At 64.8% G+C, this 22465-nt stretch carries 21 protein-coding genes; 13 read left to right on the top strand and 8 right to left on the bottom strand.

Translation table 11 applies throughout. The annotated features are described in order from the left end of the window. Positions 1 to 16: 16 nt before the first annotated feature. Positions 17 to 499 carry a 2,4'-dihydroxyacetophenone dioxygenase family protein gene (locus tag IE122_RS05895; RefSeq protein ID WP_189620155.1) on the bottom strand — a complete coding sequence of 161 codons (483 nt, stop codon included), beginning with the start codon at positions 497 to 499 and terminating at the stop codon, positions 17 to 19. A 323-nt stretch (positions 500 to 822) separates the two neighbouring features. Between IE122_RS05895 and IE122_RS05900 the strand changes: the two genes are divergently transcribed. The 6 genes from IE122_RS05900 to IE122_RS05925 all read left to right on the top strand — a co-directional run bounded on the left by IE122_RS05900 (position 823) and on the right by IE122_RS05925 (position 8513). Continuing rightward, positions 823 to 2025: a CaiB/BaiF CoA transferase family protein gene (locus tag IE122_RS05900; RefSeq protein WP_189620156.1), complete on the top strand. Its 1203-nt coding sequence runs from the start codon at positions 823 to 825 to the stop codon at positions 2023 to 2025. A gap of 97 nt (positions 2026 to 2122) precedes the next feature. Beyond that, complete coding sequence (locus IE122_RS05905; protein WP_189620157.1) at positions 2123 to 3319, top strand: LLM class flavin-dependent oxidoreductase; 1197 nt, start codon at positions 2123 to 2125, stop codon at positions 3317 to 3319. 154 nt (positions 3320 to 3473) lie between these two features. Further along, positions 3474 to 4958, top strand: a complete 1485-nt coding sequence (locus tag IE122_RS05910; RefSeq protein ID WP_189620158.1) for an aldehyde dehydrogenase family protein — start codon at positions 3474 to 3476, stop codon at positions 4956 to 4958. An 8-nt stretch (positions 4959 to 4966) separates the two neighbouring features. Then, positions 4967 to 6619 carry a flavin-containing monooxygenase gene (locus IE122_RS05915; RefSeq protein ID WP_189620159.1) on the top strand — a complete coding sequence of 551 codons (1653 nt, stop codon included), beginning with the start codon at positions 4967 to 4969 and terminating at the stop codon, positions 6617 to 6619. Between the two features lie 67 nt (positions 6620 to 6686). Next, positions 6687 to 7739 (top strand): alcohol dehydrogenase, encoded by a 1053-nt coding sequence (locus tag IE122_RS05920; protein WP_189620160.1) that lies wholly within the window; start codon positions 6687 to 6689, stop codon positions 7737 to 7739. Positions 7740 to 7823: 84 nt separating this feature from the next. Continuing rightward, the gene (locus IE122_RS05925; protein WP_189620161.1) at positions 7824 to 8513 is read left to right on the top strand and encodes an EthD domain-containing protein; all 690 of its coding nucleotides are present in this window, start codon (positions 7824 to 7826) and stop codon (positions 8511 to 8513) included. An 81-nt stretch (positions 8514 to 8594) separates the two neighbouring features. Here the strand turns inward: IE122_RS05925 and IE122_RS05930 are convergent, their stop codons facing one another. Continuing rightward, positions 8595 to 9398: an SDR family NAD(P)-dependent oxidoreductase gene (locus IE122_RS05930; RefSeq protein ID WP_189620162.1), complete on the bottom strand. Its 804-nt coding sequence runs from the start codon at positions 9396 to 9398 to the stop codon at positions 8595 to 8597. A 159-nt stretch (positions 9399 to 9557) separates the two neighbouring features. On the opposite strand from IE122_RS05930, the gene IE122_RS05935 reads away from it, so the two are divergent. The 3 genes from IE122_RS05935 to IE122_RS05945 all read left to right on the top strand — a co-directional run bounded on the left by IE122_RS05935 (position 9558) and on the right by IE122_RS05945 (position 11396). Then, on the top strand, positions 9558 to 9701 hold the full coding sequence (locus IE122_RS05935) for a hypothetical protein (protein ID WP_189620163.1): 144 nt from the start codon (positions 9558 to 9560) through the stop codon (positions 9699 to 9701). Between the two features lie 107 nt (positions 9702 to 9808). After that, complete coding sequence (locus IE122_RS05940; RefSeq protein ID WP_189620164.1) at positions 9809 to 10327, top strand: nitroreductase family deazaflavin-dependent oxidoreductase; 519 nt, start codon at positions 9809 to 9811, stop codon at positions 10325 to 10327. 37 nt (positions 10328 to 10364) lie between these two features. Beyond that, entirely contained in the window at positions 10365 to 11396 is a 1032-nt protein-coding gene (locus IE122_RS05945) for an MDR family NADP-dependent oxidoreductase (protein ID WP_189620165.1), read from the top strand. 49 nt (positions 11397 to 11445) lie between these two features. On the opposite strand, the gene npdG is transcribed toward IE122_RS05945, so the two are convergent. Next, a complete protein-coding gene (gene npdG, locus IE122_RS05950) occupies positions 11446 to 12099 on the bottom strand; it encodes an NADPH-dependent F420 reductase (RefSeq protein ID WP_189620166.1) in 654 nt (217 codons plus the stop codon). A gap of 231 nt (positions 12100 to 12330) precedes the next feature. Between npdG and cofH the strand changes: the two genes are divergently transcribed. The 4 genes from cofH to cofC are packed head-to-tail and all read left to right on the top strand — an operon-like array spanning position 12331 to position 16907. Next, positions 12331 to 14607, top strand: coding sequence for a 5-amino-6-(D-ribitylamino)uracil--L-tyrosine 4-hydroxyphenyl transferase CofH (cofH, locus tag IE122_RS05955; protein ID WP_189620257.1), 2277 nt, complete (start codon positions 12331 to 12333; stop codon positions 14605 to 14607). A 58-nt stretch (positions 14608 to 14665) separates the two neighbouring features. Next, on the top strand, positions 14666 to 15424 hold the full coding sequence (gene cofE, locus IE122_RS05960) for a coenzyme F420-0:L-glutamate ligase (RefSeq protein WP_189620167.1): 759 nt from the start codon (positions 14666 to 14668) through the stop codon (positions 15422 to 15424). Further along, entirely contained in the window at positions 15421 to 16353 is a 933-nt protein-coding gene (gene cofD, locus IE122_RS05965) for a 2-phospho-L-lactate transferase (protein ID WP_189620168.1), read from the top strand. Before cofE ends, cofD begins: the two co-directional genes overlap by 4 nt. Further along, entirely contained in the window at positions 16350 to 16907 is a 558-nt protein-coding gene (gene cofC, locus IE122_RS05970; RefSeq protein ID WP_189620169.1) for a 2-phospho-L-lactate guanylyltransferase, read from the top strand. Before cofD ends, cofC begins: the two co-directional genes overlap by 4 nt. Positions 16908 to 16956: 49 nt before the next feature. Here cofC and IE122_RS05975 read toward each other — a convergent pair whose 3' ends face one another. From IE122_RS05975 to IE122_RS05995, 5 genes are all read right to left on the bottom strand, one after another. Next, a complete protein-coding gene (locus IE122_RS05975; RefSeq protein WP_229813802.1) occupies positions 16957 to 18612 on the bottom strand; it encodes a flavin-containing monooxygenase in 1656 nt (551 codons plus the stop codon). Between the two features lie 174 nt (positions 18613 to 18786). Beyond that, the gene (locus IE122_RS05980; RefSeq protein ID WP_189620170.1) at positions 18787 to 19827 is read right to left on the bottom strand and encodes a TIGR03857 family LLM class F420-dependent oxidoreductase; all 1041 of its coding nucleotides are present in this window, start codon (positions 19825 to 19827) and stop codon (positions 18787 to 18789) included. Between the two features lie 62 nt (positions 19828 to 19889). After that, entirely contained in the window at positions 19890 to 20669 is a 780-nt protein-coding gene (locus IE122_RS05985; protein ID WP_189620171.1) for an EthD domain-containing protein, read from the bottom strand. Positions 20670 to 20675: 6 nt separating this feature from the next. Beyond that, positions 20676 to 21176, bottom strand: a complete 501-nt coding sequence (locus tag IE122_RS05990; RefSeq protein ID WP_189620172.1) for a hypothetical protein — start codon at positions 21174 to 21176, stop codon at positions 20676 to 20678. After that, a complete protein-coding gene (locus IE122_RS05995) occupies positions 21176 to 22363 on the bottom strand; it encodes a phosphotransferase family protein (protein WP_229813804.1) in 1188 nt (395 codons plus the stop codon). The genes IE122_RS05990 and IE122_RS05995 overlap by 1 nt, the downstream gene beginning before the upstream one ends. Positions 22364 to 22465: the final 102 nt, after the last annotated feature.

The raw sequence follows: 22465 nt of genomic DNA on the forward strand, positions 1-22465 counted from the left end.
GGGTGCCAGCCGCAGCCTAACGGATGAACTTGCGCACGTAATCGCGGCCCAGCCCGACCGCTGCGAAATGTGCCGCCGCCTGTTCGATCCGCGAGAACACATCGGCATAACCGATCGTTTGCCCCTGCTCGTCCAGCTCGATCAGCGCCCCGGCGATATTGAACAGCGTGTCCGACCCGCCGGGAAGGCCGAGCAGCGTGTGGATATCACCTGCCGGCTCGAACAGGTAATCCCCCGCCCGGGCGATCCAGTCACGCTCGGCATAGCGCCATTCACCGGCCAGAACATAGGCGTGAACCGGGCACGGGTGGGCATGGCGACTGATGAACCCTTCGCAGCGAATGCGGGTGATGTTGACCCAGCCGCCGCTGACCGTATCGAACAGGATCGGCCGCAGCCACACGCCCTCGCGCGCGGTGGCGATCCAGTCGGCGGGATCGTCGCTCAGGCCCCTTGCGAGAAGTTCGGCCGGATGAAATTCCGAACGCGCATCCATCATTGTTCTCTCCCGCGCCGATCCTGTCGCGCGCCGGTCCTGCGGATCGGGATGACCCGGATGGACCTACCACCGCCGGTTCTGCAATTGCCAGTCGGACCATAAAATGCTGCGCGGCATCTGCAACCATTTTTCCGAATGTCCGTCGGCTTATAGATGTCGACAGCAAAGCATCACCCACCCCCTCGCCGACAACGATAGCTTGGCGATAGGCCAGCTATCGCAATTTCGTACATCCCACGAAGTCACGCGGCTGTTATGCAGCATCGGCGCGATGGCACGGCAGGCCGCGCGGCATTTAAAGACATCGATCGGAATTCAATATCATGGGTGAGGTTTCGCAAATGCCTCTGGCGGGGATCCGGGTTATCGATCTCAGCCAGATCTACAACGGACCTTACGCCACCTACCTGCTCGCCCTGGCGGGAGCCGAAGTCATCAAGATCGAACCGCCGGCCGGCGAACCGCTGCGCAAGCGTGCGGTGGTCGGCGGCGCGGGCCTGCCGTTCGCGATGCTGAACGGTGCCAAGCGCTCGATCACCCTCGACCTCAAGAGCGAAGACGGCAAGGCCGCGCTGAAGGCGCTGGCGGTCGATGCCGACATTCTCGTCGAAAACTTCTCGCCGGGGGTGATGGACCGCCTGGGCCTGGGTGCCGATGTGCTGGCGCAGATCAACCCGCGGCTGATCTACGCCGCCAGTTCGGGATACGGGCGCGACGGGCCCTATGCCGCTTATCCGGCTATGGACCTGACCATGCAGGCGATGTCGGGCGCGCTCTATGTTACCGGCTTTCCCGAACGCGAGCCGGTCAAGTGCGGGCCAGCAGTGGCCGATTTCTTTGCCGGCATCCACCTTCATGCCGCGATCATGACCGCGCTGTTCGAACGCGAACGCACCGGCATCGCGCGGCGGGTCGAAGTGACCATGCAGGATGCGATCTACGCCTCGCTCAGCTCCAATCTCGGCCTGGCGTGGGCGAGCAACGGTGACGACGCGGCCCCGGCGCGCACCGCCAACCGCCACGGCGGCCTGGCCGAGTGCCCGTACAATGTCTATCCCACCGCTAACGGCCACATCGCCATGATCTGCGCCCGCGATGAGCACTGGCAGCGGCTGGCGGCGCTGATGGGCAAGGCCGAACTCGGCTTCGATCCCCGCTATGCCACGCTGCGGGAGCGGGTTTCGCGCATGGAAGAAGTCGATGCGATGATCGGCGAATGGTCTTCGCAGATGGAAACGCAGGCCTGCTTCGACCTCTTGATGGGCGCGCGCATCGCCTGCGCCCCGGTGCGCACGCTGCCCGAGGTGATGGAAGACGAGAACATGATCGCCCGCGGCTCGCTGATCGATGTCGATCATCCGCGCTATGGCCAGATCAAGGTGCAGCAGACCCCGCTCCGGCTCGAAGGCTCGCCGCTGCGCGCGCCTTCGCCGAGCGAAGACCTCGGCGCATCGACCCGTGAGATCCTGAGCGCGCTGGCGGGCTTTGACGAGGCACGCATCACGGCCGCTTCCGGCGCGCCATGAGCAGCCTCCCATACAAGTTGACCCATGCAATGGCAGGGGCCAGACATGCCAATAATCCGAATATGATTCGGATAAATCCAGCGGAGAGAACTTCGAGATGAGCAACCGTATGCGCTTTGGCGCTTTCATCGCGCCCCACACCCCGGTCGAGGAGCACCCGTCGGTATCGATCGAGCACGACATGGACCGGGTCGTGCTGATGGAAAAGATGGGTTTCGCCGAAGCCTGGATCGGCGAACACCATTCGAGCGGCTGGGAAATCAACGGCTGTCCCGAGCTGTTCATCGCCGCGGTTTCGCAGCGCACTTCGACGATCAAGCTGGGCACCGGCGTGTCTTCGCTGCCTTATCACAACCCCTATACTCTGGCCGATCGCATCCGTCAGCTTGACCACATCACCAAGGGCCGGACCATCTTCGGCATGGGCCCCGGCTCGCTGCCGTCCGACGCCTACATGATGGGCATCCCCACTCCCAAGGTCCGCGATCGCATGGACGAGGCGATCGATCCGCTGGTCCGCCTGCTGAACGGCGAAGTGGTGACCGCCCAGTCCGAATGGTTCAACCTGCAGGAAGCCTCGCTCCAGCTCGATTCCTACGACGACCATGGCGTCGAAATCGCGGTGGCCAGCCAGGTTTCGCCGGCCGGTGCCACGGCTGCCGGCAAGTACGGCCTGTCGATGCTGTCGATCGGTGCGACGTCTGCCGGCGGCTTCAACGCCCTTGCCCGCAACTGGGACATCGCGGTCGAGACCGCCGTCGAACACGGCAACACCATGGATCGCAACGCCTGGCGTCTGGTCGGCCCGGTCCACATCGCCGAAACCCGCGAAAAGGCGCGTGAGAACGTGCGCTACGGGCTGGAACGCTGGATCGAATACATGTCCAAGGTAGCCGCAATCCCGCTCGCACCGCCGGTCGGTGTCGATCCGATCGACTACATGATCGAGACTGGCTTCGGCGTGATCGGCACCCCGGACGATTTCGTGGCGCAGATGGACCGCCTCAACGAACAGTCCGGCGGCTTCGGCTGCTTCCTCAACCTCGACAACCACTGGGCCGACTGGGACCAGACCAAGCGTTCATATGAACTGATCGGCCGCTTCGCGATCCCCAAGGTCAACAAGCTGAACCAGTATCGCGTGCGTTCGGAACAGTGGCTGCGCGAAAATCATGAGACTTTCCGTGGCGAACTGACCGCCGCCGTGAAAGCCAAGCTGGACGAGCATGCTGCCAAGAAGGGCACCGACAAGCTCAATCCCGCGATCCGCGAGATGTTCGGCAGCAAGGACTGAAGATGAAGGAACAGGGGCGGGACCGTTGCATGCCAACCGGCGCGGTCCCGCCCCGGTCCTTCAGGTGTGATCGCCGAACCCGCTGCGGCCAGGTTTGCGCCCATGAGATGAACAGGCCGGTGCGGCCGGAACTGCGTGAGAGAGGAACAGCCCCGTGACCTTCCAGGACACCTATCGTCATCCGTTTCTTGAAAGCGGCCACAAGCAGCTCTTCATCGGCGGCGAATGGGTCGATGCGATTTCCGGCGAAACCTTTGCCTGCATCGATCCATCGCGAGGGACCGCTTCGATCCAGGTGAGCCGGGGCGGCGCTGCCGATATCGACGCGGCGGTGGCTGCGGCCCGTACCGCATTCAAGGGTGAATGGTCGAAGTTCAAGGCATTCGACCGGCAGGCGCTGATGCTCAAACTGGCCGATGCGATCGACGCGCGGTTCGAGGATCTGGCCCGGCTCGAAACCATCGACATGGGCGCGCCGATCGCGCGCACTTCCATGTTCCGCCGCTGGATCCAGCAGACCTTCCGCTATTACGCGGCACAGGCAGTGGCGGACACCGGCGACGTGTTCAACAATTCGGTTCCCGGCAACTTCATGAGCTATTCGCACCGCGAACCGCTCGGCGTCGTCGGCGCGATCATTCCGTGGAACGGGCCGCTCATCACCCAGTTGTGGAGCATCTGTCCGGTCCTTGCCTCGGGCTGCACGCTGGTGCTCAAGCCGGCCGAGGAAGCGCCGCTGTCAACGCTGATGCTCGCCGGGATCATGCACGATGCGGGGCTGCCCGCGGGCGTGATCAACGTCGTCCCCGGCCCCGGTGCCACTGCCGGTGCCGCGCTCGCCGCGCATACCGGGGTGGACAAGGTAAACTTCACCGGCTCCACCGCCACCGGCCGCCGCATCATCGAGGCTTCGGCCACCAACATGAAGCGCGTGGCGCTGGAACTGGGCGGCAAGTCGCCCGACATCGTGTTCGCCGATGCGGACCTCGATGTCGCCGCCACCGGCGCGGCGATGGCCTGCTTCAACAACACCGGGCAGGTGTGCTTCGCCGGCACCCGGCTGTTCGTCGAACGCTCAATCTACAACGATTTCGTCGAGCGGGTGGCCGCAGTCGGCAGCAAGCTGAAGGTCGGCCTGCCGCTTGACGGCGAAAGCCAGCTCGGCCCCCTCGCCTCGCAAGCGCAGCTCGATCGCGTGCAGCACTATTTCGAAGTCGCCCGCAACGAAGGCGCGCGTCTAGTGACCGGCGGCGAGCGGCTTGGTGGCAATCTTGCCGATGGGTTCTTCGTGGCCCCCACCGTCTATGCCGATGTCGACATGGGCATGGCGATCGCCCGCGAGGAAATCTTCGGCCCGGTCCTGTCGGCCATCCCGTTCGATACCGAGGAAGAGGCGATCGAGCTGGCAAATGCCACTGAATACGGCCTTGGCGGCGGGGTGTGGAGCCGTGACGTCGGCCGGGTCCATCGCGTCGCCCACGGCATCCGCACCGGGATGGTATGGACCAACTGTTACGGGGTCACCGATCCGGGCGTCACCTTCGCCGGCACCAAGCACAGCGGCTATGGCGTCAAAGGCGGCCCCCATCACCTCAACGAATTCATGATCTCCAAGACCGTGTGGCTCAACCTGGCGTGAGACAACTGATGACTGAAACGCAAAATCCGCTTGATGTCCTGATCGTCGGTGCCGGTTTCGCCGGTGTCTATGGCGTCCACAAGTTCCGTTCGATGGGCTTCAATGTCCTCGCTGTCGAAGCCGGCGAAAACGTCGGTGGGACCTGGTACTGGAACCGCTATCCCGGCCTGCGCTGCGACGTGGACAGCCTGGAATACTGCTTCGGTTTCTCCGAGGAACTGCAGCGCGACTGGACCTGGACCGAACGCTACGCCCGCCAGGAAGAGATCGAGCGCTACATCAACTACGCCGCCGATCGCCTCGATGTGCGCAAGGACATCCGCTTCAACGCGCGCGTCGCCAGCACCGCATTCGACGAAGCGAGCGCGTTGTGGACAGTCACGCTCGAAAACGGCGATAGCTACCAGAGCCGGTTCATCGTCATGGCGACCGGCTGCCTGACCGTGCCCAAGACGCCCGACATCGCCGGGATCGGCGACTTCAAGGGCGAGCTGTTCCACTCCGTGCGCTGGCCGCGCCAGTCGCCCGATCTTTCGGGCAAGAACGTGGCGGTGATCGGCACCGGGTCCACCGGGGTCCAGATGATCCCGCTGCTGGCCCAGCAGGCCAAGAACCTTGTCGTCGTGCAGCGCACGCCCGCCTATTGCGTCCCCGCCCGCAACGGGCCGTGGCCGCAAGAGCGTGTCGAATACTGGCGCGAGAACTTCACGCAATTGCGCGATATGGCGAAGAACAGCCGCGCCGGCGTGCTGCACGAATACGGCATCCTCCCGCTCCATGCGATCCGTGCCGAGGACCGTGAGGCGGATCTGGAGCGGCGCTGGCTCAAGGGCGGCCCCAACGTGACCTATGCGTTCAACGACGTGGTCACGAACAAGGCCGCGAACGAAGTGGTCGCCGAATTCTTCCACCGCAAGATCCGCTCGGCCGTCACCGATCCGGCGACCGCAGAAAAGCTCATCCCCTCGGGCTTCCCGATCGCGACCAAGCGCATGTGCGTGGGCACCGACTATTACGAGACCTACAACCGCGACAACGTCCAGTTGATCGACCTGCGCACCGAAAAGCTGGAGCAGATCGAGGCGCATGGCATCCGCACCACGGACGGTTTCTATCCGGTCGATGTCATCATCCTGGCCACCGGCTACGACGCGATGACCGGGGCGTTGCTGGCGATCGACATCCAGGGTCGCGATGGCCATCGCCTGCGCGAAGACTGGTCGCACGGCCCCGAAAGCTACATCGGCATGGGAATTTCCGGTTACCCGAACATGTTCGTGGTCACCGGCCCGGGCAGCCCCTCGGTGTTCAGCAATGTCGTCGTTTCGATCGAGCACGACATCGAGTGGATCGCCGATTGCCTCGCCTACATGCGCGAGCATGGCAAGCAGACGATCGAGGCCGATCCGGCCGCCCAGGATCGCTGGATGGACCATGTCGACGAAGTGGCCGGCCGCACCCTGCTGAACGAGGCGGCAAGCTGGTATCGCGGGGCCAACGTGGCGGGCAAACCGCAGCGGTTCATGCCCTACGTCGGCGGCGTCAACACCTATCGCGACACCTGCCGGCAGATCGCCGCCAACGGCTACGAAGGCTTCAACATCGACGGCGGCAGCGATGCGCGCGGAGAACCGGCGATCGCGCAAACCGCCGACACCTGAACACCTTTGCCGGCAAGGCTGGTGCCCCGCCATGCCGCAGCATGCCCATGATTACTGGAGAGATACGATGAAAGCCTGGATGGTAACCGCAGCCAAGGCACCGCTGGAACAGCGCGAGCTGGAGACCCCGGTGCCGCAGGGTACCGAAGTACTGGTCGAAACCGCCTATTGCGGCGTGTGCCATTCGGACCTTCACTTCTGGAAGGGCGAATACAACATGGGCGGCGGCAAGATCATGAAGCTTGCCGATCGCGGCGTAAAACTGCCGCAGGCACCCGGTCACGAGATCGCCGGCCGGGTAGTCGCCAAGGGGCCGGACGCGACCGGCGTCGAAGTGGGCGACATGCGGGTGGTCTATCCCTGGCTCGGCTGCGGCGACTGCTACTATTGCAACAACGGGCTCGATAACTGGTGCCGCACGCCCAAGGGCATCGGCGTGGTGCGCTCGGGCGGGTTCGGCAGCCATGTGATGGTGCCGCATGCCCGCTACTTGGCCGATCCCGGCAAGGTCGATCCGGCGCTGGCGGCGACGTATGCATGCTCTGGTCTGACCATCTATTCGTCGCTCAAGAAGATCATGCCGCTCGATCCCGACCGGCCGATCCTGTTGATCGGTGCCGGCGGCCTCGGGCTGATGGCGATCGAGATGCTGAAGGCGCTCGATCATCACCAGATCATCTCGGTCGATATCGACGCCGACAAGCGCCGTGTGGCCGAAGAACGCGGTGCCACCGTCACGTTCGACGGCCGGGCCGACGATCTCGTCGACCAGATCGCTGCCTATTGCGGCAAGGTCCCCGCGGTGCTCGATTTCGTCAACAACGACAAGACCGCGGCGGCCGGGCTGGCCTGCCTCGACAAGGGCGGCACGCTGGTACTGGTCGGCGTCGCCGGGGGCGAGCTGGCGATATCGCTGGCAACGATGATCTTCATGGGCTGGCGGATCGAGGGCAACCTCACCGGCACGCCGGGCGATCTGCACGAAGTGCTCGCACTCGCCAATTCCGGCAAACTGGCTCCGACCCCGATCGAATGCCGCCATATCGACGAAGCCAACGCGGCGATGACCGACCTCAAGGAAGGCAAGGTCACCGGCCGCGCGGTTCTCGAATGGTCATGACCGGGCACTGAAAACGGGCCCGCCATCGGACAGCCCCATAGGGCGCGGCGGGCTCCGTTCACTTTACGGGCGAGAGGAAATCCGATGAGCAGGGTAAAGATGTTCGGCGCGATCCCGCGCCCGCCGCACGTTCCGGTGCAGTTTTTCCACGATCACTGGCGTCACCCGCACGGCACGCTGGGTCGGCACATCTCCACGATGCGCGGCTACGTGCAGAGCCATCAGGTCCACACCGATCTGCTGGGACCCGACCAGACGCGGTTCGAAGGCGTCGCCGAAGTCAACATCGACAGCGCCGCCGATGCCGCTTGGTTCGGCGAGGAGCCCGTATATCTGCGCGATGTGAAGGACGACGAGCCCAACTTCGTCGATCTGCCGGCGCTGCGCTGGATCTTCGCCGAAGAGGAAATCCTGGTCTCCTCGCCCGATCTGCGATCGGATGCATCGGCTGGCGACAAGGCCTGGCGGATCGACAACCGGCCGACCACGTTCAAGGTGATCCAGTTCATCGAGCAGGATGGCGCGATACCTTGGGCGGATGACACCGATGTCGCTCTCGGCCATCGGCTGGGCGCGCTGCGTCATGTCCGTTCGCGCCCCTCGCCCGCCGTCCATCCCGACGGTGCCTTTGCCATCGGCGTGCGCGAACTGTGGTGGGGATCGAAGACCCACATGGAAACCTGCGTAGCCGCCGACATGGACGCCTGGCGGGAACTGATCGGGCGCCCGGCGGTAGCGACGACGCTGTGCGCGAATGCGGAACGCTTTTTCTGAGGATTGGCGCAAGTCAAAGCCGCATCGGTAAACCAGGCCTGCGGGGACCCCGGCGTTTTCCCGGAGCCCCGTCCACGCCGCCTAACTGTTGAATGCGCGCTGCAGTTCTTCCATGAACGGCGCGAGATCGGGGAAGCCGGTCTTGCAGGTGATGCCGCCATCTACCGGGATCACCGCCCCGGTCAGGTAGCTGGCCTTGTCGGACAGCAGGAACGCGGCCACTTCGCCTATCTCGTCGGGTGCGCCGATCCGCCCCATCGGGACATTGCTGACGAACGTGTCGAACACGCTGGGCGCTTTCTTGAGGCCGGAGAACAGCGGCGTATCGACCGTGCCGGGGCACAGCGTGTTGACCCGGATCCCCCGGCGCGCAACGTCGAGCGCGATCGAGCGGGACAGATTGATCACGCCGCCCTTGGCCGCCGCATAGGAGCTCATCCCGTATTCGCCGAACATGCCCGAGATCGACGCATTGTTGAGGATGGCACCCTTCCCGGCCGGGATCATGTGCTTCAGCACCGCCTTGCAGCCGAAAAACACCGAGAACAGATCGACCCGGATGACCCTTTCGAAGCCGGCTTCATCAAGATCGATCACCGAGCCCATGCCGCCAATGCCGGCATTGTTGAACATCGCGTCCACCTGTCCGAAGTGATCGACCGAACCATCGACGAAGGCGGTCATTTCTTCGAGACTGGAGACGTCGGTCTTGTGGAACACGGCATTATCCTTGCCGAGTTCATCGACCATCCGCGCGCCGAGTTCCTCGTTAAGGTCGCACAGCCCGACCTTGCCGCCTTCGCGCACGACGATGCGCGCCACGGATGCGCCCATGCCGGATGCCCCGCCGGTAATCAGCGCGACTTTGCCATTCCAGTCTGCCATTGTCTTTCCATCCTCTCCGGAAACGAACCGATTGCAGGCTGCACCGCTCTATCGAACCCGACTGCGCCTGAAGCGCCGAGGGAGGCTAAGGGCGCGCAGCAGTGCTGGCAAAGCATTTTCCAAAGTTTAGTCGAAATTTTTCCTCACATGATGAGATGCATGACGGAGCATCTGAAATTCTCGAATTTCGATGCTGGAACGCTCGACGAAATGGAGCTATTTCGCCGATTAACAGGATTCGTGCTGCCCGCTGAAACATCCGGGCCGCAGCGCAGCTATCTGGATTTCCTATGGCGGCCATAGCTTGAAGCGATATAATTTATAGCGATTAAATTTCGGATTATCGCGCAAACTTGGGCGGTGACGACCGCCCCGCCAGAATTTCAAAAAAACAATGAGAGGAGAAGCGTATGGGTTCCGGCAAGATGGATGAAGTCCGCGCCACCGATTTCGCCAAGGATGAGTTCAAGGCCCTGCCCGATCTGGTCAAGGAAGAACTGGAAAAGCATCGCCGGCTCTATCTGAGCGATCCTGCGGCCGCTCACATGTGGGACCCGATCGCCATCGGCACCCCCGGCGGCCCCGTCACCTGCCTGCTGCTGCACCACAAGGGCCGCAAGAGCGGCGAATGGCGCAACACCGCGCTGCAGTATTACCGCTTCAACGGCGATATCCTGATCGTCGCCTCGCGCGGCGGCACTGAAGAGCCGCCGGTGTGGTCGCTCAACCTCGAAGCCAATCCCGAATGCCGCATCCAGGTCGGTGCCAATGGCTCGGAAGCCACCGCCCGCGTGATTACCGGTGAAGAGCGCAAGCCCTACTGGGATTTCATCTCGACCGAGCAGCCCGCTCAGGCGGAATATCAGGCCCGCTGCCAGCGCGAAATCCCGATCATCGCGCTCGACCTGCCCGAAGGCGTCACGCTGTAAATGGCACCAGCATGAACCGGAACCGGCGGGACAGAGCATGACAAACAGACAATGGTTGCTGGAAAAGCATCCGGACGACGCGGTGACCCGCGCCTGCTTCCGGCGGCAGGATGGGCCGGACAAACACGGCGCGGGCACCGATGGGCAGGTGCTGGTGCAATGGGAACTGCTGCTGTGCGCACCGACGATCCGCAACTGGATCAGCGGCAAGACGGACAGCTATCACCCGGTCACCGCGCTCGGCGATCCTGTGCTGGCCCCCGGGCTCGGGCGGGTGATCGAAACGCGCAATCCGCAGTTTCCGGAAGGTACCCGGCTGTTCGGACCGGCCACCTGGCAGGACCAGCAATGGCTCGATCCGACGGTCGGCTATCGCATCATTCCCGACGGCATTTCATCGGTCGATGCGATGGGCCCGCTCGGGATCAATGCGATCACGGCCTGGTGCGGCCTCGTCAAGATCGGCGAGCCGAAGCCGGGCGATGTGCTGCTCGTATCGGGCGCGGCGGGATCGGTCGGATCGGTGGTCGCGCAGATCGGGCGGATCAAGGGTTGCAAGGTCATCGGCATCGCCGGCGGGGCTGAAAAGCTGGCCTGGCTGCGCGAGGAGTGCGGCGTCGAACACCTGATCGACTACAAGCACGAAAACCTGGCCGAACGGCTCGACACGCTGTGCCCCGATGGCATCGACATCTATTTCGACAATGTCGGCGGCGATATGCTGGCGCAGGCGGCGGCGCGGATGCGTCCGCTGGGCCGGATCGTCCTGTGCGGGCAGATTTCAGCCTATGACGGCGGCGGGCCGATCGTCGCCCCGCCGATCGACATGATGCGCCTGATCTATGGCTGCATCCGCATTGAAGGCTTCGTCGGCCGCCATCACCCGGAGGCTATCCCGATGGCGCTGGCCGATCTGGCGGACTGGACCGCGAAAGGGCTGATCGCCCATCGCGAAGATGTCCGCCCCGGCTTCGACAATCTGCCGGAAACGCTGTCGCTGCTGTTCAGCGGGTCCAACCAGGGCACCCTGATTGCGCGGATCTGTGACGAGGCCGGTGCGCCGGTCTGACGCCGGTACGCGCCGCCCGGTTCGAAACGGGGCGGCGCGTGCGGCGATCTTACGGAATCGGCGGGGCGCTGACGAGGCCGGTGAAGCGGATGCCCGCGCCGTCCGCGCCATAAGTCTTGTTCATGTAGATGAGGATCGAGGTCAGCGCTTCGGCCGCCGCGGAATTGGCCAGAGCGCCGCCGCTCAAGCCGCGCAGGCCCATATCGCCGCACAGGCCCACCACCAGATTGCGGCCTTCGACATCGTCGGAAAAACACAGCACATCGCATTCGATCACGTCATCGGCATGATCGAGGCGGTGCGCGGCGACGTTGTGGAACGCGGTGACGAGCCGGGTATCGGGGTTGAGCGCGGCGCGCGCCTGCATCGCCGCCGATCCTTCGGCCGGAAGCTGCACCCGCATGACCTTGGGCGGAACCAGCGGCACGGTGGTATCAACCACCACGGCGCTGCCCACGCGATCGCGGATTTCCGCCAGCGTCGCCGCTTGCGAGGCATGCGGAACAGCCACGATCACCACCTCCTGCCCGGCAGCGACCGCAGCGTTTTCACCGCCGCCCGCCGCGCCGATCTCTTGCGCGCAGGCCGCTGCCCGCGCCGCGTCGCGCGAGCCGATGTTGACGTCATGGCCGCCTTTGACCAGCCTGCGAGCAATCGCCTTGCCCAAGTTTCCTGTGCCTCCGATAACTGCGATCCGGGTCATATCTGCTATCCTTATCTTGTCCTTGCGCCAGACCATGGCGGCAGCGACAGTTGCATTAGGCGAGTTTGAGGCTCAGTAAAAACAAATTATCCGACAAATCGACGAAAAATTGCATCCTTGCAGAACATTTATCAGCAATGACGGCGAAAATGATAATGGAGACAGAGGTTGAAGGCCCTGGGCAGTAAAACTTCCACCACGTGGTTGCTCGAATCCCCGCTCGAAGACGTGATGGCTGCTGCATGTGCCGTACGTTCGCAGCGCGGGTTCGAGCGTATGACTTATTCCCCCAAGGTCTTTATTCCGCTCACCCGCCTGTGTGCCGATGTTTGCCATTACTGCACTTTCGCCACCACCCCGTCCGCCCTGCCTGCGCCCTACCTTGATGAGGAAGAGGTGCTGAGCATCGCCCGCGAAGGCGTCGCCGCCGGCTGCACCGAAGCGCTGTTCACCCTGGGTGACGCGCCCGAGCGGCGGTACAACGTCGCGCGCCGGTGGCTGGCCGATCGTGGATATTCGCGCACCATCGATTATGTCCGCCACTGCGCCGAGCGGGTGCTGCGTGAGACCGGGCTGCTGCCGCACATCAACGCCGGGGTGCTGGACGAAGACGATTACCGCATGCTGCGCCCCATCGCCGCCTCGTGCGGGCTGATGCTGGAAACCACCGCCGAACGCCTTTGCGCGGCAGGGCACGCCCACCACGGTTCGCCGGACAAGGTGCCGCAAGTGCGCATAGACTCGATCGCGGCGGCTGGCCGGGCGCGGATGGCAATGACGTCCGGCATGCTGATCGGTATCGGCGAAACGCCGCAGGAACGCATCGAAACGATCGAAGCGCTGCGCGACCTGCATCTGCAGCATAGCCACCTGCAGGAAGTGATCGTCCAGAACTTCAGCCCCAAGCCGGGCACCCGCATGGCCGATGCACCGACGGTGAGCGAGGATGACATGCTGCGCACCATTGCCGCAGCACGGATCATCCTCCCACCGGAGGTTTCGGTGCAGGTGCCGCCCAACCTCAACGATGCGCGGCTGAGCGTCCTGATCGATGCCGGGATGGACGATTGGGGCGGCATCTCCCCCGTCACGCCCGATCACGTCAATCCCGAAGCCCGCTGGCCCGAGATCGAACGTCTGGGCGCGATCTGCGCCGCCAAGGGCCTGCCGCTGGCCGCGCGGCTGACCGCACACCCCGCCTATGTGAACGCGGCCGATGACGGCTGGATCGATCTCGCGCTGCGCCCGGCCGTGCTGAAACTGGCCGATGCGCAAGGTCTGGCGCGCGACAGCCGCTGGTGCCCGGGATCGAGCCTGCCCGTCCCCGCCAGCCCCGAGGCACCTTTGGGCGCTGTCCACTCCGGCCCGGTGGCAGCCAGCCTGCACCGCCTGCTCGACCGTGCGGCCAGCGGGAGCGAACTGACCGAGACCGAAATCGCCGCGCTGTTCGACACCCGCGATGCCGCCGCGATGGCGGTGGTCGAAGCGGCGGACGTGCTGCGCCGCGAAGTTTCGGGCGACGAGGTGACGTACGTCATCAACCGTAACATCAACTACACCAACATCTGCACCCACGCCTGCGGCTTCTGCGCCTTCTCGAAGTCATCGAGCAAGGCCGGATTCCGCGACCGCCCCTATCGCCTCAATCTGGACGAGATCGCGGCCCGGGCGCAGGAGGCGTGGGATCGCGGGGCGACGGAAGTGTGCCTGCAAGGCGGCATCCACCCCGAGTTCACCGGCGACACCTATGTGTCGATCCTGCGGGCGATCAAGCGGGTCTGCCCGGACCTGCATATCCACGCCTTCTCGCCTCTGGAAGTTACGCAAGGGGCGCATACCCTCGGCCTCGACATCGCCGACTATCTGGCGATGCTGAAAGACGAAGGACTGGGTTCGCTGCCCGGCACCGCCGCTGAAATCCTTGACGACGACGTGCGCCGGGTCATCTGCCCCGACAAGCTGACGACCGACCAGTGGCTGAACGTCGTCGGCACCGCGCACCGTATCGGCCTGCCCACCACTTCGACGATCATGTTCGGCCATGTCGAAAGTCCGGTGCACTGGGCACGGCATCTGCTGCGGCTGCGGCGGCAGCAGCAGGAAACCGGCGGGTTCACCGAATTCGTCCCCCTGCCCTATGTCCACATGGAAGCGCCGATGTTCCGGCGCGGCCAATCGCGCGGCGGGCCGAGCTGGCGTGAAAGCGTGCTGATGCATGCGGTGGCCCGGCTGGTACTGCACGGCGCGATCGGATCGATCCAGTGTTCGTGGGTCAAGCTGGGGTGGACCGGCGCGGCGGCGATGCTGCGGGCCGGGGTGAACGATCTGGGCGGCGTGCTGATGAACGAGAGCATCAGCCGTGCGGCCGGGGCGGCGCACGGGCAGGAAATAACGCCCGAAGATCTGCGCGCCATCGCCGCCACCGGCGGCCGGCCGCTGGTCCGGCGCGATACGCTCTATCGCCGGGTTTCCAACTCGGATGATGCCCTGCTACTGTCGCTGGCCTGAATCGCCGCCAGAGGACCTGCGTTGACCCGTATTGCCCAACATTTTCGGCTTGCCGCCGATGCTTGATATTGTACCGATCACGGGTATCGGCGAAATCGCGCCTGGCTGCGATCTGGCCGCAGTGCTGGCCGATGCGCTGATCGCCATCGGCTGCGCGCCGGGGCCGGGCGATGTTCTCGTCGTGACATCGAAGATCGTTTCGAAAGCCGAGGGCCGCGTGGCGGTGCTCGATGAAGTCGTCGTCGACGATGCCGCAGCGGACCTTGCCGCGCGGACACGCAAGGACCCCCGCTTGGTGGCGCTGGTGCAGGACGAGGCGACGCGGATCGTCCGCGCGGTTCCCCATGTGCTGATCGCCTGCCACCGCACCGGCCACGTCATGGCCAACGCCGGCATCGATCAATCGAACCTGGGCGATCAGGCCGATGCCGACACGGTGCTGCTGCTCCCGCAAGACCCCGACGCTTCGGCCCATGCCCTGCGCGAACGGCTGGCAGCACGCCTGTCCCATGCCCCGGCAGTGGTCCTTTCAGACAGTTTCGGCCGCCCCTGGCGCATGGGCGTGGTCAATGTCGCGATCGGCGCGGCAGGGCTGCCGTCGCTGATCGACCATCGCGGCGCGCCGGATCGCAACGGCCGGCCGATGGCGGTCACCCAGGTCGCCTTTGCCGATCTTGTCGCCAGCGCGGCCGGGCTGGTGATGGGCGAAGGCGCACAAGGCATTCCCGCCGTGCTGATCCGGGGGCTGGAGTGGGATGCCCCCGATCGCCCCGCTGCGGCGCTTGTCCGCCCGATTGAAGAGGATCTGTTCCAATGACCGGCCGCATCGTCATACTCACCGGCGGCGTCGGCGGGGCCAAGCTGGTAAAGGGCTGCTGCGAGGCTTTCCCACCCGACACGGTAACTGCGATCGTCAACACCGCTGACGATTTCGTCCATCTCGGCCTCCCGGTTTCCCCCGATATCGACACGCTGGTCTATACCCTTTCCGGCAAGGCCAACCCCGAGCTTGGCTGGGGCCGCGCCGGCGAAAGCTGGAATTTCATGGAGGCGTTGCGCTCGCTCGGCGGGCCGGGCTGGTTCCAGTTGGGCGACGGCGATCTGGCGATGCACGTCCTGCGCGCGCTGGCGCTGGCGGCGGGTGCGCCGCTGTCCGCGTTCACTGCCGGGGTCTGCGAAAGCTGGGAGATCGGCGCAACGGTGCTGCCGATGAGCGATAGCCCCGTGCGCACGATGCTCGATACTGACGCCGGCGAACTGGAGTTTCAGGACTATTTCGTCGGCCGCCGCGCTGCACCCGTGGTCAGCGCCATCCGCTTTGCCGGTGCTGCCGATGCCCGGCCCGGCCCCGGCGTGATCGAAGCCATCACCGCCGCCGATACGCGCGCGGTGCTGATTGCCCCGTCCAATCCGTTCCTCAGCGTCGATCCGGTGCTGTCCGTGCCCGGCATCCGCGAGGCGCTGTGCGCCACGAAAGCCCCGGTCGTCGCGGTATCGCCGCTGGTCGGCGGGGACGCGGTGAAGGGGCCGACGGCCAAGTTGATGCGCGAACTGGGCATGACCGTGGATGCCGTCGCCGTGGCCGGGCATTACGCCGGGCTGATCGACGCCATGCTGATCGACGCAGGCGATCCCCAGGCCGATTTCGCCGTAACAGTGGCGCGTGCTGATACACTGATGCATACCCAAGCAGACCGCGTCCGCGTCGCCCAGGCGGCGGTGGCGCTGGCGGACAGCCTGCGGTGACCTGGCGGGTCGTCGTCCCGATCAAGCAACCCGGATCGCGCAAGTCGCGGCTGGCCGGGGCGCTGGACGCGGCGGCGCGCGAGGACCTGGCTGAACGCATGTTTCGCCACGTGATGGCAGTGCTGGCCGAAATCCCGGGCGTGTCGCCGCTGGTACTGTGCCCGGTGCGGCCCGCCGGATGGTCCGGCGAATGGGTTGCAGACTGGGACGAGGTCAACGTAATGCTCGCCGCGCTTCGCGGTGCGGTGTCTGAACAGGGATTCTGCACCATCAACGCCGACTTGCCGCTGCTGTGCGGTCATGACGTCAGCGCGCTTCTCGCAGCCGCTGGCGAAGCGGGTATCGCCCTCGCCCCTGATCGCGGCGGCACCGGGACGAACGCGGTGGCACTGGCCCCGGGCCACACCGTCGATTTTCATTTCGGACCGGGCAGCTTTGCCGCATTCGCCCGCGAAACCGGGGCGCTGGCGCGAACCGTCACCACGCCGGGACTGGCGACCGATATAGACTGCGCCGAGGATCTGGCGATCATCGCCACCGCCTGCAGCGCATGAGCCGCCGGGCCCGGCGGCCGGGCCCCCGCCCCGCCGCCGGCCGGTGCGCTCAATCCACCACAGCGGGCTGGCGCATGATGAAGCCTTCGTATCCCCTGGCCCGCACTTCTTCGACCTTGGCGCGATAGGCCGGGTTGCCGCCGTTGTAGACCAGCAGGCGATGGCCGCGCTCCAGTCCCTTGCCGAATTCCGCCCAGAACCAACTGTTGGTCGCCGTGGTCAGCAGCGTGGCATCCGCCACTTCGAACACATGGCGCGTCCATTCCTCGGCCGCCTGCTCGTCCGCCTCGATTCGGTCGATACCGTTCTCCACGGCATGGGCGAACAGGTCCGCCACCCATCTGATCTGCGCTTCGGCACAGCGCGGTATGTTGCAGAAGGTCGCCCCGTTGTGCGCGCCGACCAGCGTGAACAGGTTGGGAAATTCGGGCACCTGCAGGCCAAGATAGGTGAACGGCCCGTCCTGCCACGCTTCCTTCAGCGTCTTGCCGCCCAGGCCCCGGATGTCCATTTCCTTGAGCCCGCCGATGATCGCATCGAACCCGGTGGCGTAGATGATCATGTCCACATCGAAGTCGCGGGTGCCGGTGCGGATGCCGTCCGGCGTCATCTCGATGATCGGGTCTTCGCGGATGTCGATCAGTTCGACGTTGTCCTGATTGTACGCCTCGTAATAGTTGGTTTCCATCGGCACCCGCTTCAGCCCGAAGCCGTGGTCCTTGGGGATCAGCTTTTCGGCAATTGCCGGGTCCTTCACCCGCTGGCGGATTTTGCGGGCGATGAAATCGGTGATGTAGCCGTTGGAAACCGGATCGGTGAACATGTCACCATAGTGGCCGACCCAGATGGCATAGCCGGACTGGTTATAAAGTTCCTCGAACAGCGCCTCCCGCTCTTCGGCCGTCGTGCCGTGCGCGGTTTCGAACATGAAATCGTGCTGGAAGCCGGAATTGGTGGATTCGCACTTTTCGAAGATGATGGGGTAGCGGGCCTTGATCTCGGCCATGCGTTCCGGTTCGATCGGCTTGTTGCACAGCGGCGCGCACCAGTTCGGGCTGCGCTGGAAAACGAACATCCGGTCTGCCGTCTTGGCCACTTCCTGGATGATCTGCACCCCGGTCGAGCCGGTGCCGATGACGGCCACGCGCTTGCCGGCGAAGCTGACCTCCTTGCCGCCGTAACCGCCGCGTTCGTGCGGCCAGTAGTAGGAATGGAACACCTCGCCCCGGAACAGGTCCATACCCGGATAGCTCGGCATGCGCGGAGTCGACAGCGCGCCAACCGCCGTCAGGACAAAGCGGGCGCGCAGGATTTCCGCGTTGTCCAGTTCGACCGTCCAGAAATTGCCCTGTTCGTCATAGACCATCCGGGTGGCCTTGACGTTGAAGGTGATGTCCTTGCGCACGTCCATCCGGTCGGCGGCCTTGCTGAAGAATTCCATCAGCTCGGGCTGCGACGCGAACTCGTTCGACCAGTTCCATTCCTGCAGCAGGTCCGGGAGGAACGAATAGGCATAGGTGTACGATTCCGAATCCAGCTTGCAGCCGGGATAGCGGTTCATGTTCCACGTCCCGCCGACATCGCCGTTCTTCTCGATCACCCGGACCGACATCCCCAGCTCGCGCAATTTGTAGAGCATGTACATGCCGGTGATCCCGGCACCGACTACTATGACATCGAAATCCACTTCCTGCTTGTCAGGCACGGACTCTCTCCCATTATGATTCCTGGAACCATAAACCTAGGCCCGAAAAAAGCGAAATCTTTTCGGTTATTGCGAGGGATTTTCACGCATTTCCGCCGATCGCGCAAGATAATCACCTCTGGGATCGTACTTTGTCACCCTGGCGTCAAGCGGCCATGCCGCGCAGCAAAAGCCTCAGCCCGGCGGCAACGCGCCGACGATCTCGCCCTGCTGGTCCGGGGTCGTGCCGTGCAGCAAAATGTAGTCGACACCGGCATCGACATATTCGCCCAGCCTCTCGATGCAGCGCGCCACGCTGCCGACCGCCGCACCCTCTGTGAGCCATTCCGAGGGCAGGAGACCCGCCACCTCGGCCATCCGCCGGCGCTTGTCGCGCGCGTCACCGGTGCCGTATTCCAGCGCGGCGAGGCCGGTCGAAGCCATGACGTCGAGCGGCTCCTCGCTCCACCCGTTCGTCGCCACGATCGGCATGCCGAGTTCACGGTGCATGAAATAGGACACCGCCCGCGCTTCTAGGATATCGATGCGCTGATCTTCCGACAGAGTATCCGGAGCGGTGACGATGGTGGCGTAGATCTTGACCGCCAGCGGATCACGCCCCGCCGCTTCGGCCGCATCGCGCACGATGCGGATCGATCGCGCCACGCCGTCCACGGTCAGGAACGGGTGCAGCACCACACCGTCGAAATGCGCGCCGGCCATCGCCAGGGTCTTGGGGCCGATCGTGCCCATGATCAGCGGCGGCGGGTTGTCATAGCCCTGCGGCAGTTGCAGCGCCGGATAGTCCCCCGCCGGGCCGTTGTAACTGATCGATTCGCCAGCCCACAGCCGGCGCAGGATCGATACATAATCCACCATGCCCTGCATGTTGGGGGTCGGGATGCCGAGTTTCTTGAAGTGCGAGACGACCCCGCGCCCGTAACCCAGCACGAAGCGCCCGCCGCTCAGCATCTGCATCGTCTGCGCCATGCCGGCCTGGACGACCGGGTGGCGGGTGCCGAAATGGGTGAGCCCGGCCACGAGTTGCAGCGACGTGGTGGCATGCGCCAGCGCCCCCATCACCGCGCCCAGTTCCTTGCTCTCCCACCGCTCGGACAGGAATATCCCGCCGATCCCCAGCGCCTCGGCCGCCGCCGCCTGGGCGAACACCGGATTGGGATCGGACACTTGCCCGGGCAGGACATAGGAATAGATCTGTTTGCGGGTCAGCGTCATGAAGGTTCCAGCCTTGGTGTGGGGTGGCCGAACCGGTCACCCGGTCCGCCAGCGGGTGGGGTTCAGAGCGCCCAGTCGCGCTCTACGAAAGCATATTCCTTGCCGGAGAACAGCACCGAACCGGCCAGGCCGATAAAGCGGCGCTCATCCTCCACCGCTTTCGTCTTGGCCTCCTCCAGATCGGCCCCGCCGCGCATAGCCGAACGGTCGAACCACGCTTCGGCATGGCCCATGAAGTCACCCTCGGCCAGACCCAGCGCTGCCGCCAGCTTGGGCAAGCGTTCCCGATCATCGCGGCGATGAACCTGGTAATAGGCGTGCATGCCCCGCGCCGGCGCATAGGAGCGGATCAGCGGGCCGTGCCCGGTCAGCCAGTAGTCGCGCGCCTCCGCGTCGGTCATCCCGGTGGCCCGCCGCAGCATGAAGGCCAGCTTGAGCAGCGGCGTGCGCGGCCGGGCGACGACCCGCGCATGCTGCGTCTGGACTTGCGGAAACTCGCTCGCCAGCCAGCAGCAGGAGGCTTGCGGGTCGACCACTTCCGCCACCGCAGCGCCGATCCGGTCCAGCAGCGCTCCGGCGCATGCGGCATCGACCGCCGCAGCAGACGCCCACCAGAAATCCATCATCGCCGCATGCGGTGACGGTGGCATATCGCGCATCGCCCGGGCCGCAGCATCGCCCTCTGCCGCATCGGCATCGGCCAGCAACTGGACGTAGCGGATCAGGTCAAGCCCGGTCTGCATCCCCGCCACCAGCGGCCCCACGCGATCGCGCAACACCGCATGGAAAGCGGCAACGGACACACCCGCGCGCGGGGCCAGCAGGCACACCAGGCGGATCACGGCCGCTCAGCCCAGCGACGCGACGGGCGGCAGTTCGGACCGGTCGGGATCGATCCCCACGCCCTGGAACCAGGTGCGCTGGCGCTGCGCATCCTTTTCGCCATAGGCCAGCACCGCCGCCCAGGCTTCGGGGCCCAGCGGGCGGGTGCCCTCCTCGCCCAGGATCACCTTGTCCACCGCCGCGCCGACCGCGCAGATCGAAGCGTTCAGTGCGTCGATATCCTGCCAGTCGATCCGCGCCGTGGCTTCGGCGGCGGCGCTCAGTTCGCGCGCCTGATCGTCCGCAACCTGCGGGATCAGCGCCCACGCCAGGTCCACCAGCGCCGCCAGCGATCCCGCTTCGAAGCGCACAGCATGCCGCCACTGGTCCTTGATGATGGCCAGATGGCCGGCGATCAGCCGCGCCTGTTCGCGCGCCAGGCTCTGGTCGCCGGGGATCGCCGGCAGGACGATATCCTCGATCGACTTGATCATGTTGCGCAGGCGCAGATCGATACCCGGAAGCATCAGATTTCCTCCCGTATCATCTTGACGATCTGGTTGAGGAAGACGCCCCCCGCCGCCCCCAGCCAGGTGAGCACGTTTTCCTGATGGTTGTTGTGCTCGTGCGCGGCGCGCAGCGCCTGGCCGAGGTCCATCGAGGCGCACTTGTAGGCGTTGAGGATCTCGTAATAGCGCAGCGTCTTCGGATCCACGACATTGCCGGACTGCGCCTCGTACCGGGCGATGAATTCGTCACGCGGGAGAAGGCCTGAGACGAGGAAATTGCCGGCACTGTCCCAGTTGCCGAACAGGCGCTGGATCGCCCAGGCAATATCCTCGTGATAGTCGCCCAGATGCCCCAGTTCCCAGTCGAGAATGGCGGTGAAGCGGCCGCTGGGCTCTTCGAACATGAAGTTGCCGATCCTGAGATCGCCATGAACCACCACCGGGTTTTCGCAAACCGGCAGGTTTTCGCGCAGCCAGCGTTCGCACAGGGTGATGACCGGGATCGGTTCGACCACCGCGTTCCACCACAGTTCCGACCAGTAGTTGACCTGCCACAACGCCGCATCGGTGGTCCCGGGGCGCGGAGCCGCGAACAGGCTGAGATCGGCACCGGCCCAGTCGAAGCCATGCGTCTTGACGAAGGCATCGACGAACTGGGGGGCCAGCCTGGGGGCCCAGTCGCCCATCTGCGATCCCATGCCGGAGACGCCCTTGGCGGAACTGTCGCTCGGCTCGGTCACGCCGTGGACGAATTCCAGGATCGATCCGGGCTGGTCCATCACCTCGGCGTCCATATCGACCAGGCGCACCGGAGCAACCGGCAGCACCGCGCCCATCGCGGTCTGAAGCTGGGCTTCACGGCCACGGCAGGTCTGGGCGATGCATTCCAGCGGGTCCATCCGCAGGATCAGGCGTTCGCCCTCAGGCAGATCGGCATGAGCGATATCGAAGAAGAACTGCTCCTTCGAAGCCCCGCCCGACATTCGCCGCACGCCCGAGACGACCACGTCACGCTGGCCATGATGGCTGAAGAAGCGGGTCAGCATCGCCGCGATCTCGGCATCGGACTTGGCGCGATAGGGCCCGCGTGGACGCCATTCGACCGTGCGATCAAGAATGACTTTCAGCCGTGGTTCGACGGCGGTGCGATCCCAGGGATCGCTGTTTCGGGTTGCCGTTGCCGGTGCATCTTGGATCGCGTTCACGTCAGTTGCCATTTCCCGTCCAGAGGGAGGACATACCTCCCTTCTCCCATACCGCCGCAGACTTCTCGTGAGCTTGCGGGCATCTTTTGACCATGTGGAACG

The organism is Novosphingobium colocasiae (genome assembly GCF_014652555.1).
GTDB classification, from domain to species: domain Bacteria; phylum Pseudomonadota; class Alphaproteobacteria; order Sphingomonadales; family Sphingomonadaceae; genus Novosphingobium; species Novosphingobium colocasiae.